This window comes from Haloferula luteola, assembly GCF_014201715.1.
In the GTDB taxonomy this organism is placed as follows: domain Bacteria; phylum Verrucomicrobiota; class Verrucomicrobiia; order Verrucomicrobiales; family Akkermansiaceae; genus Haloferula; species Haloferula luteola.
Window position 1 is genome coordinate 31,496 of the sequence record NZ_JACHFD010000022.1, and the last position, 13,942, is coordinate 45,437.

At 60.8% G+C, this 13,942-nt stretch carries 9 protein-coding genes; 1 reads left to right on the forward strand and 8 read right to left on the reverse strand.

Translation table 11 applies throughout. The annotated features are described in order from the left end of the window. Nucleotides 1-2: 2 nt before the first annotated feature. The 8 genes from HNR46_RS16845 to HNR46_RS16880 form a co-directional block, all read right to left on the reverse strand. Entirely contained in the window at nt 3-521 is a 519-nt protein-coding gene (locus tag HNR46_RS16845; protein WP_184020890.1) for a hypothetical protein, read from the reverse strand. A 68-nt stretch (nt 522-589) separates the two neighbouring features. Further along, complete coding sequence (locus HNR46_RS16850; protein ID WP_184020892.1) at nt 590-1,798, reverse strand: GDSL-type esterase/lipase family protein; 1,209 nt, start codon at nt 1,796-1,798, stop codon at nt 590-592. Nucleotides 1,799-1,819: 21 nt separating this feature from the next. Continuing rightward, nucleotides 1,820-2,350 (reverse strand): glutathione peroxidase, encoded by a 531-nt coding sequence (locus tag HNR46_RS16855; protein ID WP_184020894.1) that lies wholly within the window; start codon nt 2,348-2,350, stop codon nt 1,820-1,822. 52 nt (nt 2,351-2,402) lie between these two features. Continuing rightward, on the reverse strand, nt 2,403-7,460 hold the full coding sequence (locus HNR46_RS21030) for a LamG-like jellyroll fold domain-containing protein (RefSeq protein WP_184020896.1): 5,058 nt from the start codon (nt 7,458-7,460) through the stop codon (nt 2,403-2,405). A gap of 156 nt (nt 7,461-7,616) precedes the next feature. Then, entirely contained in the window at nt 7,617-8,060 is a 444-nt protein-coding gene (locus HNR46_RS16865; protein ID WP_184020898.1) for a YkgJ family cysteine cluster protein, read from the reverse strand. 362 nt (nt 8,061-8,422) lie between these two features. Then, entirely contained in the window at nt 8,423-8,971 is a 549-nt protein-coding gene (locus HNR46_RS16870) for an SRPBCC family protein (protein ID WP_184020899.1), read from the reverse strand. Nucleotides 8,972-8,998: 27 nt separating this feature from the next. After that, a complete protein-coding gene (locus HNR46_RS16875) occupies nt 8,999-9,673 on the reverse strand; it encodes a 3'-5' exonuclease (RefSeq protein ID WP_184020901.1) in 675 nt (224 codons plus the stop codon). Beyond that, nucleotides 9,670-11,658: a DUF294 nucleotidyltransferase-like domain-containing protein gene (locus HNR46_RS16880; protein WP_184020903.1), complete on the reverse strand. Its 1,989-nt coding sequence runs from the start codon at nt 11,656-11,658 to the stop codon at nt 9,670-9,672. Before HNR46_RS16880 ends, HNR46_RS16875 begins: the two co-directional genes overlap by 4 nt. A 56-nt stretch (nt 11,659-11,714) precedes the next feature. Between HNR46_RS16880 and HNR46_RS20720 the strand changes: the two genes are divergently transcribed. Continuing rightward, a complete protein-coding gene (locus HNR46_RS20720) occupies nt 11,715-13,679 on the forward strand; it encodes a DNA polymerase beta superfamily protein (protein ID WP_221285237.1) in 1,965 nt (654 codons plus the stop codon). The last annotated feature ends 263 nt before the right edge of the window (nt 13,680-13,942 follow it).

The following is a 13,942-nucleotide window of genomic DNA, read 5'->3' on the forward strand; positions in this document are numbered from 1 at the left end:
GATTACCACTTTTTCAGGATTCGCAGGCGATCGTAGCGAACGAGCGCGAGTGCGGCGATGATGAGGATCATGTGGGCGGCCAACCAGGCGACGCCGCTGTCCTCACGGATCAGAATGAGTCCCCAGGTGAGGCCGATGTAGAGGAGGCCCAGGGCGAAGAGGGAAATGCGGCTGGCAACGCCGAGCAGGATGGTCACCCCGAGCAAGATGAGGGCGGGGCCGAGGGTTTTGTCAAAAAGCTTGAGGGCCCAGCCGGCCATGAAGGGCTCTCCGGCGAATTTGTCGTAGAGGGCTGCCGGGACGCCATGGTAGTTGGCGAGGGCATATCCCTTGGTGGCAGCCCCGTCCGTCAGCCCATAAGTGTTGGGCTGGCCGTTGATGGAGACGGCGGTTTCGGACAGGGTGGAGCCAGCGTATTTTTCAATCCCGGTTTGGATGGCGCGGGCTGCCAGCCAAAAGCGGGCGAGCATGGCGCCAAGGGAGAGGGCGAGGGTGTCAGGCTTGGGTTCTTCCGCGTTCATGAATGAGTTGATACGCCGAAACTACGGATGGGCCGGGCGCAGTCTCTCACGGAACCTGCCACGATGCCTCATTTCGCGGCTGAGCCAAGGTGAATTTCCACCGAGCTCAGCGCGGTGCGGTTGCCGGCGAGCAGGTTGAGATCGATCCAGATGCGCCCGTGGGCATCCGGCCAGAGTTGGGGAAGGATGCCGGTTTTTCCTGTTCCGGTTGCGAGAGAAAGTGTGTCGATCCCTCTGCCATAAGCAGTCACGTCGGTGACGGCATCGGCGGATCCCCCGTGACCGGTGAGGCGGATTTCGCAGGGCAGGGCAGGATCGAGCCCGGTGAGGAGGAATGCTCCGGGAAGGTCGTCGTTGCCGGCACCTTTCAGGTGATCGCCCGTGGAAAAAATGCCGGCACCGTCGGGATCGGAGTGAAAATCACCGGTGAGGGTGAGGCGCACCCCGGTGGGGTTTCCTTCGCGATCCACGAGTACGGCCTGATGTTCGCCGGCGCGCAAGGTCGCCCCAGGGCGATCCGGGAACAGGGCGTTGCGGTGGGGAGTGTCGGTGGCGGTCGGTGGTGGACCGAAGTCGAGGTAGAGCGTGGCGCCCGGGGCGGGGGCCTCGGGATTGGAAAATGCGGGAAGGTTCGGTGCCACCGTGGCGGCAAGTTCTGGGGCCAGCATGCGGACCCATTCGGCGTAGCCATCGGGATTCAGATGAACGGGATCCACATAGAGGGCATCGAGGGTGGTGGGCCCCAGAGCATCGAAGAATGCAGGGAAGTCGATGAAGCGGGCGTGAGGATCTTTCTCCAGAGTTTCGCGGATGAGGCGATTGGCGGTGTCCCTGGCTGCCGTCGTGGAGCCATTGGCTGGAGTCCGAGTCATCCCGAGAAACAGGAACGGCAGCTCCGGTGAAGTTTGGCGCAGGAGTCGATGAAAGCGGAGGAAGTCTTCGTGGACCTCTTCTCCGCTGTGCCCGTTGGTAAGATCGTTGGTTCCGGCCCACATGACGATGGCCGACGGCTGGAGGGGAAAGAGGATGAACGGTGCGGCATCATCCATTTCCGCTAACCAGGAGCCCCCCCACCCGCGTTGGACGATTCGGTATTGAGGGAAGTCCCGATGCAGGGATTCCCAGCGGCGGATGCTGGAGCTGCCGATGAAGACGACGGCACCCGGTTCGAGGGGATCCGCTTGGTCCTGCCGCACCCAGTCGGCGAGGTGGGCAGGAGGTTCCTGAGCGGCGAGGAGGGAAGTGAGAGAGGCTAAAGCGAACAGGGTGCGGGACATGGAGCAGGCGTCGGGCGACGGTCATTGGAGGGCGGCCTCAATCGCAGAGGTGACCTCAGGTGAATCGGGGGTGGTGCGGGGTTCGAATCGTTGGAGCGGCTTCCCGTCCTTGGAAATCAGGAATTTGCCAAAGTTCCAGGCGACGTCGCCGGGGAAAGCTCCCTCTTTGCCGGTGAGGGCGGTGTAGAGAGGGTGTTGTTCAGGGCCCTTCACGTGGATTTTCTCCATGAGGGGAAAAGTGACGTCGTACTTCGTTTTGCAGAAGGTGACGATTTCATCCGCAGTTCCAGGTTCCTGGCCGGCGAAGTCGTTGCAGGGGAACCCGATGACGACGAGGCCTTGATCCTTGAAGCGCTGATAGAGAGCTTCGAGGGCTTCGTACTGAGGGGTGAGTCCGCACTTCGAGGCGGTATTGACGACCAGAACGACCTTGCCGTGGTAGGCGGCGAGGGAGGTTTCTTTGCCTTCGATCGTTTTGAAAGGGATCGCGGCGAGGTCGGCAGCAGAGGCGGGGATCACAGCGGCGGCAATGAGGGAAACGAGCGGTTTCATCCCGCGCACCCTAGGTTCATTTCCCGGGTGCGCAAGATGTCCGGAGCGGGACTCAGGGCAAGGGACCCTCGACGAGGCGGAAGAAGCGCCTGGGATCGTCAATCGTGGAGACCGGCCATTCGATCGAATGGATCGAGTTGGGAGCGGTGAATTCGGAGTCTTCGAGCGGTGCGAGGTCGGTCAGGCTGGTTCCGGCTTCGAGGTGGTAGACTGAGCCAATGAGAAGTCCGTCGAAGCCGAGGGTGATCGAATCATGCGTTTCCGAAAGCGTCACCGAAACCGACCGCGGGGTCGCGGGGGGTGGCGTCGAGTTCGGGTCATTGGGATCTGTTCCTGCGAGGTATTCGTAGCCATCGCTGGCGCCATCGCCATCCGAATCCGGGTTGACCGGGTTGGTGCCGGTGGTGAGGTATTCCTCGAGGTTGGTGAGGCCATCGGCATCGGCGTCCCCGTCGGCGGTGAGATCGTCGAGGTTGTTGACGCCTGTGAAGGATAGTTCCCAAGCATCGTCGAGTCCATCCCCGTCGATATCGCCGGAAGGCATTCCTTGGCCGGCTTTGAAGTTGGCCTTGATGGTGGCGGTATCGAGGGTGCCGTTCCAAATCCGGAACTCCGAGATCCGACCGTTGAAGTCGGGATCGGTGAATTCGACCGAGGCGCCGAGGGCGAATTGGTTGATTTGGATTTCCTCCAGGGACATGCCACCGAGGGAGGTGGTGTAGGTGGACAGGGTGGATCCGGGGATACCGATGTGGAAGGTGAGTTCGTCGTTCACCGGGTCCCAGACGCCCGCCACGTAGTAGTTATTGCCCGTGGTAAGGGGGGCGTTGCGGTATTTGCCGGTGGCGTAGGCTTCGGTTTCTCCGTTGTTGAAGGAGATGCTGGTGCCGAGACCATCGGTGCCGCGACGTGGGGTGAGGTCGAGGTAACCTCCTCCGGCACCGTGGCCTGCCATGAAGACCTTCGACCAGTTGGCGACATTGATCTGACTGAACCAAGCTTCGATGGTGATGCCGTAGGGGCTGCGCAGGGTGGTGGCGAGTTCGCTGAGGCCGGTGCCGGAAGCGGCAGCGTAGTTGGCGCGAATTCCGCCGCCGGGAAGCATGAGGTTGCCCGAGGCCAGGTAGGCATCGCCCACGAGGTTGAGGTTGGCATGTCCCACGGAGTCGAAGGCATTGTCATCGAAACCCCAACGGTGACTCAGCACGGGATCGGGGATGGCAGGGATGCTGCCGGGATCGGTGGGATCGGATCCCTTTTCCACTTCGAATCCATCGCTGAAATTGTCGCCATCCGAATCCGCCTCCAGCGGGTTGGTTCCGGTTTGATATTCGACGAGGTTGGTGAGGCCATCGTTGTCGTCATCAATCCCCGGAGCGAGATCATCGAGGTGATTGACGCCGGTGAAGGAGAACTCCCAATCGTCGGGCATGCCGTCGAGATCGAGGTCGCCTGGAGGTTGGCCCGGTCCGGCGGCGAAGCTGGCTGCGATTTCTTCTTCAGAAAGGGCGCCGCTCCAGATGCGCAATTCGTGGATCCTACCATCGAAGTCGATCTGAGAGGTGAGCTGAACGGAGCGGCCCAGGTAGAACTCGTTGATGACGAGATCGGAGAGCTTTTTGCCATCCATGCTCTGGGTGAAGCTTTGCAGCGGGGCACCCACATCGGCCATGTGGAGGGTCATTTGATCCCGCACCGGATCCCAAATGCAGGCGATGTAGGTATCTTGGTATTCGTAGTCGGGGTGGGTGAGGCCAGGGACAAAGGCTCCCATGAGCGAGGTCTCCGAGGTTCCATCTTGGATGGCGATGTCACTGAGGTTTTCCCCATCACCACGTTTCGGCGTCATGGAAAGGTAGCTGCCGTTGTAGCCGCGGCCTGCCATGAAGAGTTTCGCCCAATTCCGTGCCCAACCTTGCTGGACCCAGAACTCGATGGTCACGGCATAGGATTGATTGATGGTAGCGGCGAGTTCCGTGAGGTTGGTGCCGGTTGCGGTGGCATAGTCGCGTTGATAGCCGGCACCGGGGAGGTCCAGAGAGCCGGAGTTGACGGAGGCATTGCCCACCAATTCGAAGTCGGCGGAGCCGACGTTGTCGGAGGTGTCGACGTCGAACGAGTAACGGTGGGCAAGCACCGCGCTGGGGACGCTATTTGGATCGGTCGGATCGGTGTTGCGAAGCCGTTCGATGTAATCGGAGAACAGATCGTCGTCGGTGTCAGTGTCGGTGGGATCGGAGCTGAGTTCTCCGTCATTGTATTCGTCGGCGTCGGACAGGCCATCGCCGTCGAAGTCGCCAGTGCCCGGCCCCGGACCATTGCCGGCGGAAAGATTGCCATCGAGGTCGGCCAGTGAGGTGATGCCGTCGAAGGACAGCTCCCAGGCGTCGGGCAATCCATCGAGGTCTTCATCCCCTGGTGGATTGGGTCCTGCGGCGAAGTTGGCGGCGACGCGGTTGTCATCGAGGGCCCCTCGCCAGATGCGGAATTCATTGATCCATCCTTCGAAGTCTTGATCGTCGAAGGAAACGGCAGCGCCGAGGAGGAATTGATCGATATTGAGATCTCCCAACTCAAGTCCGCCGAGGGAGCCAACGGGGAACTTGGAAAGGGTTCCGCCGACCGGGCCCATGTGGAGCACCAGTTGGTTGTCGGATTCATTCCAGATGGCGGCAAAGTAGTAGGGGGTGCCGTCGGGCACGGTGGCCCCCGTGGTCATCACATTGGTTTCGGTTCCTCCGTTGGTGCGGAGGGAGATGCTGCTGACGTTGTCATTCGAGCCCCGTCGGGGGGTGAAGTCGAGGTAGTCGGCCGCATCGGCTTGTCCGGCCATGAAGACCTTGGCCCAATTGCGAGCAGCTGTTTGGTTGAACCAACCCTCGATGGTGATGGCGTTGTTGTCCGAAAGAGTCTCTGCCACGGCGGTCAGCGATTCGTTCTCGGCGGCTGCGTAATGGGTGCGCACGCCCCCGCCGCCGGGAAGGTTGAGGTATCCATCGGCCACTGTCGCATTGCCGTGGAGGGTCAGCTCGGCGTCGCTGACCGTATCCGTGCTGTCTTCATTGAAGGAGAAGCGGTGGGCGAGGCTGACTGGAGGGCGAGCCCCGGTGTCGAGGACGGTGACGACGACTCGGATGGTCTCGTTGAGAGCGGCATTGGTCGAGTCGGTGACAAGGACGTAGAATTCGAGCTCGGCAGGATCATTCCAGCCGGAGGTGAGGGCGGAGTAATCGATGACTGATGGCCGGGCGACGGTGATGATGCCATTGGCGTCGATCGCGAAGGCTCCATTTTCGTTGCCGGATGCGATTGAGAATCCAAGGGTGGCCGCGCCGTGATCGGCATACGGGAGGATCTGACCCACGTCGGTGCCGATCGGCGAGAATTCGCCGACGCTGAAGCGTTTCGGAGCTAAAGCACCTTGGATCAGGCCGTTGATTTCGTAGTGACCGAGCGAGGCGTAGTCGGAGTAGCCGTTGCTGGGAGGGCTACCGAAGCCGACGCCATCGACATGGATGGTATAGGATCCGGCAGGCAGGACGTCCATGTAGAGCGTGGCACCCAGAGTGGTGGCTGAATTGGAGGTCAAGATGGCGGTGCCGGAGCTGTCTCGGAGCACCACGGAAAGATCGAGATTCGGCCCTTCCGCCACGGGGTTGATGACCAGATTCAGGCGGCCACCGGTGGTCGTGAAGGAGAAAACGTCGACGTCCGCGCGGGTCGTGATGATGCCGTCGTCATCGACGGCGGAGCCATAGAGTTCGAGGGCGCTGGCAGCGGCCACCGTATCGCCGTGATCGTCAGCGCGCAGGTCGACGGCATTGAAAGTGTCCATCACGGCTAGGTCATCCTCGGTGTTGTTGGCATCGGGATATTCGCCCTTGGACCATTGGGTGACGTTTTCATAGTAGCCGGCACCCATGATGGGGGCCCAGCCGGTGTCTCCCGATCCGTGGCCGGTGTAGTAACCGACATCGGGGGTTTGGCCATCATGGCTGAGACCGAGAGTGTGTCCGATCTCGTGGGAAATCACCTCAGCAGAGGTTTTCCCCGTGGTATAGAAGGCCCAGCAAACAACCTCCGCAGCCGAGTTCCATGAACCGAGGTAGGCGACCCCACCAGCTGTCGGAGCAGCGGTGTTGGTGGGGGTGATCATGATGCGCTGGCGATTGGTGGCGTTGGCGTCCAGGTAGACCTGGAGGTCAGTGGTCACGTTGATGTTGAAGGGCGCGAAGTCTTCGGCGACGCGGGCCCAAACTTGCATGATTTGGGCATTGCTGGCGCCAGAGGGTTCGGCATCGAAATCGCCCCAACCGTCGAAGGGGCCTTCTCCTCCATCGAAGTCGAGGTAGATGACCCCGGCCTGGCCGGGCTGGCTGTTGAGAGGGATGACGCCATTCTGATAGGCGGGAATGTCGACGTCGGTGGGGTGCTCCAGCGGAACCAACGGTTCGGGTTCCCAATCGCTAGGTGCCTGAGGAAGGGTCACGCAGCTAACTTTATCAGCGGCGGCGAGTTGGAGTTGGGGCTCGCCATCGGGGCCTTCCTTGAGCAACCAACCATCTTTCAGGGTGGGGATTCGGATCGCGCCTTCGTAGGCGCCGGAGGCAATGCCTTCGGGTTGTTTGACGAAGAAGAAGGTGCCTTCATCCGGTGCGACGACGGCGCCGGTGATCATTTCCCATGAGCCATCGGGCTTGGTCGTGGCTCGCTGGATGTGCAGCTGGGCGATTTTGCCGCCGGGAAGTCGGAGGTCCACAGTGCCTTGATCCTTCGCCCATCGATCGAAGGTGGCATCGTCGAAGCTGATCTTGGGCTCGCGGATGGCGACCGTCATGGGAAGGTCGGGACGATCATGGAGTTTGCCAGGGGTGGCTGAGGTCGCCGCGGTGGATCCAGGGGGAGTCGTGTTTGTGGCAGGATTTGCTGGATCAGACTGCGAGGATCCAGACGCACTTTCAGACGCCAAGTGAGGATCCGTCGAAGAGGTCTGGGACGGCGAGATGGAGGTCGTGTCTTGACGGGCTCCCCGATGGATCAGGGTGGGCACCGAAACGACGCCGACTCCCAGCGCCGTGAGGGCAAGGAGAGAGGTTTTTTTGGAGGGCATCTTGGGTGGATTTTTTATCGTCCGAATTTTTTCTTACAGCTGTTAGGAAATAAAACCGGGCTCATCTTACGTAGACCGCGGCGAAAACCTTGTGTGAAAATTGCCTCAGATGAGGAATGTCACCGAATGCAATTCCATGGATAGTGGATAAGGGATTCATTTCAAATGACGTAATGCGTCAGCCACGGCGATAGGGAGGCTGACAGGTCCTTGGCCACCGAGTCGATGGTCGATTTCTTCGAGGCGCTGGATCAGATCGCGGACGTCATTTCGCTTCGCGGGTCCACCGGCTGCTGGGCAATAGTGGGTGCGACAGCCGAAGGGTCGGCCTTCGTAGATGCGACAACGTGCGGTCCGCGGATCGAGGAAAGGGCAGGCGCCGTCGGGAGGGTTTTCCAGAGTTTTTCTTCCGGCGGCTCGCCACGCTTTGGCGGCAACAAAGGCTTCGCCACGAGTGAGATAGGGGGTGTGCCCGACGAGGCGAAAGCGGCAGCAATCGGCCAGGCCGGTGCATTGTCGTTCGATGGGACGCTGCTGCCACTCGGCATAGATTTCACGCACTTCGCGGAGTGCTTGGGGCAGGTCAGGATGGCGTTTCATGGCATCCACGGAGTTCCCCACTCTCGGATCGAAGACAAGTTTTCAAACATGGAGATAAGGGCGTTGATCCGAGTTAGGGACTTAGGGATAGGGAAGTCCAAACGGATCCTCGGAATCACCTTGCTTCCAAGGAACCTTTCTTGGAACCGAGGTGATGAGGATTCGAGTGATGATGGAGTGCCCTATCGTTGCCATGTTTCCCCGGTTTCTAGAGACGCGGGTGGGCGGGATTGATCGAATCCTTTGGCTTGTTTTCAGAGGGTGAAAGTGTTGGGGGTCTGACGGTTGGATCGGGTGTGCGGAGATCGGGTCGTGAAGCTCTTCTTATGCATGATCTTGGGGGGAATCGTGATGGGTTCGCTTCATTCGTGGTCCTGTAAATCTCTCTTTGTAAAGGAAATCGGAGGATTTTGAAGGGTGCCGTGGGTGGAGTTGGGTGACGGGGAAGAAACCGGAGGGGATAGACTGAGCTGGCTTTTCCAGTTTTTGAAGACGTAGAAATGGATGCGTTTGAGCCCAAGGGAAAAGCCCCATTCTTTGATCAGAGAAAAGGGAGAGGTGGCTTTGAGTTGGGTGGAGCGGGTGACGCGAAGTCCATGGGACAGGGGAATGATGTGAAAGGTCTCGCGGAGTGATTGAACTTGATGGGCCCAGCAGTGATCGGTGGAGACCATTTCGAAGGTGAGTCGGGATGGCGGTGACCACTCGGTGATGCGCTGAATGATGTGGCCTCGGTCGGAATGGCAGTGCCGTATCGATCCCACGCCACCCTCAGAGTCGGGGAGTTCGCAGGAGAGAGGTTGTGGAAGCCCCAGGCAGAAGCATCCGGGGAGGTTCATCGAAGATCGGGTGAGGAGCGGCCAGAGCTGCTCAGGGGAAGCGGGAATGGTGATGGCGGTTTGGATGCGCATCCGAGGATCTCCGGGTGGGAGGGTGGTTCAATTGAAGGGAAGATCGCCGAGAACGAGGTCGCGGCCGAGCTTTCGACGCAGGCGGGCGCAGAGGAGAAGGAAGATTTGGGCGGTGGCGAAGGTGTCGCCATCTGCGGTGTGGCGTTCCCAGATCGAGAGTCCGAGGTGGGCGCACACTTCATCGAGTCCGGGAGGGCGTTGGTTCGAATAGCCGGTGCGGCGGAAGGCATCGAGAACCCGCATGGAGAGGAGCGCGGTGTCGAGGGTTCGATTGCGCAGAGGGGTATGAAAGTGTCGGCGCATGGCAGCGTTGAGCATGCCGATGTCGAAGCCAATGTGATGGCCGACGATGAGGGCTCCGGTCGCTGCGGGGAGGAGTTCTTGAAGGACCTGTCTTTCGGGGGTTCCCCCTACGGAATCGGAGGGGAGAATGGTGTGGATTCGCGTGGCGGCGGTGATTGCGACGTCGGGTTGGTGGAAAAGCCAGGAGCGCAGCCCTCCCGCTTCCGCACGGCCGTGGCGGACGGGCATGGCGGCAACGGAGAGAAGCCGGTCGGTGGAAAGGTTGAAGCCGGTCGTTTCCGCGTCGAGGACGAGGAAGGAAAGTTCAGAGAAAGGGGTGTTTCGGGAAAGGCGGCGCGGGGTGCCGGCGAGGTAGCGGGCGACTTCGGGCTCCGGATGTTGGAAGAAGGGCCATTTCATCGCAGGCGGAGTTCGAGGCCAAATTCGGTGCGGACTTGGTTTTGGACCATACGGATGACATCGAAAACGTTGGAGAGCCGGGCGCGGTCGAGCTTGGTGAGTTTTTCAGGATCGACGAAGCGGCCGGAGTCGCCGTTGGCGAGACCATTGAGGACACGCATGCGCATGAGTTCGTCGTAGCTCTGCCGGGCGAGTTGAGCGAGTTCGGCGAGTTCAGGGACGTTGTTTTGAAGGTCGACCCAACGGGAGCCGGTGGAATAGTGATGGCTGAGGCCGTGTTTGAGGACCCAGAGGCGTGCCGCATCGCGAAGAGGGGCGATGGCGCGGCCTTTGAGGTCGAATTCTTCTTCTTTGCGCCCTTTGCGTTCGATGACGAAGCGGCCGGAGAAGTTGAGTGGAGGCTGGGCGTTGACGACGAGTTCGGCGAGGCGGCGCATCACGCCCGGGGACTTAGGAACCCGGGTGAAGATGGTTTCACGGAGCGGCCCGACGAGGGATTCATCGCCGGAGACGAAGCGCATGTCGTAGAGGACGATGGCGCGCAGCATGGTGGCGGGGGCGGGATTGAGTTCGGCGAGCTGAAGTTCTTCGAGCCATTCGTCGAGGGAACGGCACCAGCGGGGATTGGAGGCCATGACGCCGCCTTGGCAGCGGGAAATGCCGCAATCGACGAGCATGGCGACGACACGTTGGGTGAGGCGAAGGAGTTTCTCGCGCAGGGCTTCGTCGTGTTCCGAGTCTCCGGTTCCAGCAAAGACGATGGCATTGTCCATGTCGGTGCGGAGAATCTGCTCGCGGCGGCCGTCGCTGCCGACGGAGAGCCAGGCCCAGCGGACGTCATCGTAGTTTTCGCCGCCGCGGGCGAGTTCGGCCAGGGCGAGCTGAAGGAGACGGTGGAGGAGTTCGTCAAAAAGTTCGGCGCAGATTTGGCCGACGACGACGGAGGAAACTCCGGCGCTGAGGTACAGCCCGGCGAGTCGTTCGATTTCGTCGGAGAGTTCGCGGGCACGGCCGAGGGTGGTGACGTGGCCGAGGTCGCGCATCAAGCCGGCGGGGTGGTAGCCGCTTTGTTTCATGAGGGCGCGGTCGGACCAGATATCGAGGACGGGGCTGTTGGTGGTGCCGTCTTCGGTGATGCAGAGTTGCGGTACGCGTTTTTGCATCATGAGAAGGGTGGCCGCGATGGCGCTGGAGAATTCGGGCACGGCGAGGACGGGCGAGGACATGATGGCCTCGACCGCGGTGGAGGGGGGTAGGCCATCGACGAGGATGTGGCGAACCAAATCCGTGGCGTGGACGAAGCCGAGGGGATGCCGGGACTCGTCGATCACGACAATGGACTCGAGCTGATGATGGGTCATCAAGGTGGCGGCCTCGGTGGCGGTGGCGGAGGGGGCGCAGGTGACGAGGTTGTGATTGCGGGCGACGACGACCTGCGCGCTGTCGAGATGGGCTTGAAGGATGCCTTTGGCGCGGCCTGCGGAGCCCGCAGGGGTGGTGACTCCATCGGCGGAGGTGGCTGGGGTGATGGCGGTGCCGACGCGGGTCAGCCAAAAGAGGTGGCGGCGCACGTAGTTGCGGGCGTCGTCGGCATTTTCAATTTCGGCCCCCACCTCCTTCCATGGAAGCGAGTAGATGAGGCAATCGTCGGCGGCGATGGCCGAGACTTGATAGGGGACCCCTTCGGCCAGGGCAGTCAGACCGAGGAGATCGCCGACGTCGCGGACATCCACCAATTCGGAGTGACCTTCCCGATTCCAGTGGTATTCGACGCGCCCCTTGGCGAGGAAGTGGAGCTGGCCTTCGGGGATGACGCCTTGGCGCCAGATGGCTTCGTTTTTGACCCAGACCTGCACGGTCGCGTGGGTGGCGAGGGAGGCGACGACGTCGGGATTGAGGAGAGAAAAGGGGGGGAATCGCCGGAGTTCCTCGGCGATGCGGAGGGGGATGCGGTTGACCGGTTCAGCAGGTTGGGACGGTTTCATGGTCGGGCAGAGACACTCCGATCATGAATCGTGCCATGGGGAAAGACGGATCCCCTATGCGAAGGATTGAAAAGGGTCGCGAGGAAGCCAGGTGGCGGATCGGACGGGAGGGCAACGGAGACGGGCGAGGGGCGAGGGTTCGGGCTTCCGATGAGGCGAAAGGTGGTGAAGGATCGCTGGCGATGCAGGTAGGGGAGATTCGTCGGCGCTTGGAGGAGATCGAAGCAGAAGAAGGGGTGCGGATTGTGTATGCATGCGAGTCGGGGAGCCGGGCTTGGGGATTTGCCTCGCCGGATAGCGACTACGATGTGCGGTTTTTGTATGTGAGGGGGGAGCGGAGTTATGGATCGTTGCGGCAGGCCGCCGATACGATTGAGCGACCCGTCGACGGCGATTTCGACGCAGGAGGTTGGGATGTTCGGAAAGCGGCGGCGTTGCTGGGTGTTTCGAATGGTGCGTTGGTAGAATGGTTGCATTCTCCGTTGGTCTATCATGCGGTTCCAGGCTTCTTGGACCGATGGAGGGAGGTGGCGAGGCGGGTGTTTGGGCCGAAGGCATCGGCCAACCACTACCGTGGGCTGGCGAAGCAGATGGTGCATGGGAAGTTGGTGGGTGATGCCGTGCGGGCGAAAGACTACCTGTATGCGCTGCGGGCATTGTTGTGCGCTCAGTGGGTTCTGGAGGGTCGCGGGATTCCCCCCGTGCGATTTGAGGAATTGCTGGAGCTGATGCCGCCAGCGGTCGGAGCTGCGATTCCGGGGTTGCTGGACCACAAGGCGTCGACGGGTGAAGGCCAGAAGATGGAGCGCTGGCCGATGATCGATGGGTGGATTGAGGAAGGGCTCGATCGATTGGATGGAGCCTTGGCAGAGCTCCCGAAGGTTCATCCTGACGTGGATGGGCTCGATCGGCTGTGGCGGGGCGAAGTCCGGAGGTCCGGACCGAAGTTGCGGGCGGTTGATTTCACGCTTCAGCGCATCCGCCAGCCGGATTGTTTGTTTTTTGACGCTGTGGCAGGGAGCCGTGCCTATGGAACAGCGATTGAAAGATCGGATGAGGATCGGCGGGGGGTTTTCGTGGTACCTGCTGGGTTTCTAGGAGGCTTGGAAAAGATCGAGAGGGTGGCGGATGAGCGGAATGACCAAACGTATGAAGAGTTGGGGCGGTGGTTTGAGCTGCTATTGAAGAACAACCCTCACGCTCTTGAGCTGTTGGGCATGCCGGAGGATTGTGTGCGCTGGAAGCACCCTTTGTTTGATCGCGTGAAGCCGGAAGATTTTCTGTCGAAACGGTGCGCCACGACGTTTGGGGAGTATGCGATGGCTCAGGTTCGGAAGGCCCGGGGATTGAACAAGAAGATCGTGAACCCCCAACCGGAGATCCGCCAATCGTTGCTGCATTTCTGTCGGATTCTCGAAGGTCAGGGGAGTGTGCCGGTCGAGGACTGGCTGAAGGCACGGAGTTGGCGCCAGGAGGAGTGTGGGTTGACGGCCATCCGGGGTGCAGTGGGCCTCTATGCCCTCTATCACGATGGGGGATCGGAGGGGAAAGGTCTGCGGGGTTTGATTTCGGCCAAGGATCCGGGAGCCTTGGTGACCAGCAGCGTGGCGCGGAATGAGCGGCCCGTGGCGTGGCTGTCGGTCCATCACGATGCCTTTCAGGCCCATTGCAAAGCCCACCGGGAGTATTGGGAGTGGGTGGAGCTTCGGAACGAAGAACGCTATGCGACGAACGCGCAGCATGGGCGCGGGTATGATTCGAAGAATCTGCTCCACACCTTGAGGTTGTTGGACATGGCCGAGGAAATTGCCCGGGACCGAGTGATTCAGGTGAGGCGTCCGAATCGGGATTTTTTGCTGAAGGTGCGCGCCGGCGAATTCGAGTATGAAGACCTCGTCGCCCGTGCAGAGGACAAGCTGGAATCCGTGAAGGCGGCATTTGCGGCCTCCGCGCTTCCCCATTTCCCCGATCGCGATGCGGCGAGTGAGTTGCTGCAGGAGTTGAGGTCGGAGTTCGATTGACGCTCGGTGAGGTGCAGAATGATTCGGGGTGATTAAGTATTTTCTCGCAGCATTTTTTCCGAATGAACGAGAGAGCGAGCGTCGACGGTTTGCCGCACTTTCACGCCCGAGGTCGAGAGATAAGTCGTGCTTGATAAGCTGCTTAAGCGGGGAGGTGAGTTGGGAATCTCGCCTCGGGAACACCACAGGCTTACGTAATATCATGAAGGTTCGATCCGGAATGGATTGAATCGGCCGCCGACTCAGATTGAAGACTCCTTGCA

Coding starts and splice junctions, on each gene's coding strand:
- HNR46_RS16855 (WP_184020894.1), bottom strand. CDS start 2,350: ATGAAACCGCTCGTTTCCCTCATTGCCGCCGCTGTGATCCCCGCCTCT.
- HNR46_RS16880 (WP_184020903.1), bottom strand. CDS start 11,658: ATGAAACCGTCCCAACCTGCTGAACCGGTCAACCGCATCCCCCTCCGC.
- HNR46_RS21030 (WP_184020896.1), bottom strand. CDS start 7,460: ATGCCCTCCAAAAAAACCTCTCTCCTTGCCCTCACGGCGCTGGGAGTC.
- HNR46_RS20720 (WP_221285237.1), top strand. CDS start 11,715: ATGCGAAGGATTGAAAAGGGTCGCGAGGAAGCCAGGTGGCGGATCGGA.
- HNR46_RS16865 (WP_184020898.1), bottom strand. CDS start 8,060: ATGAAACGCCATCCTGACCTGCCCCAAGCACTCCGCGAAGTGCGTGAA.
- HNR46_RS16875 (WP_184020901.1), bottom strand. CDS start 9,673: ATGAAATGGCCCTTCTTCCAACATCCGGAGCCCGAAGTCGCCCGCTAC.
- HNR46_RS16850 (WP_184020892.1), bottom strand. CDS start 1,798: ATGTCCCGCACCCTGTTCGCTTTAGCCTCTCTCACTTCCCTCCTCGCC.
- HNR46_RS16845 (WP_184020890.1), bottom strand. CDS start 521: ATGAACGCGGAAGAACCCAAGCCTGACACCCTCGCCCTCTCCCTTGGC.
- HNR46_RS16870 (WP_184020899.1), bottom strand. CDS start 8,971: ATGCGCATCCAAACCGCCATCACCATTCCCGCTTCCCCTGAGCAGCTC.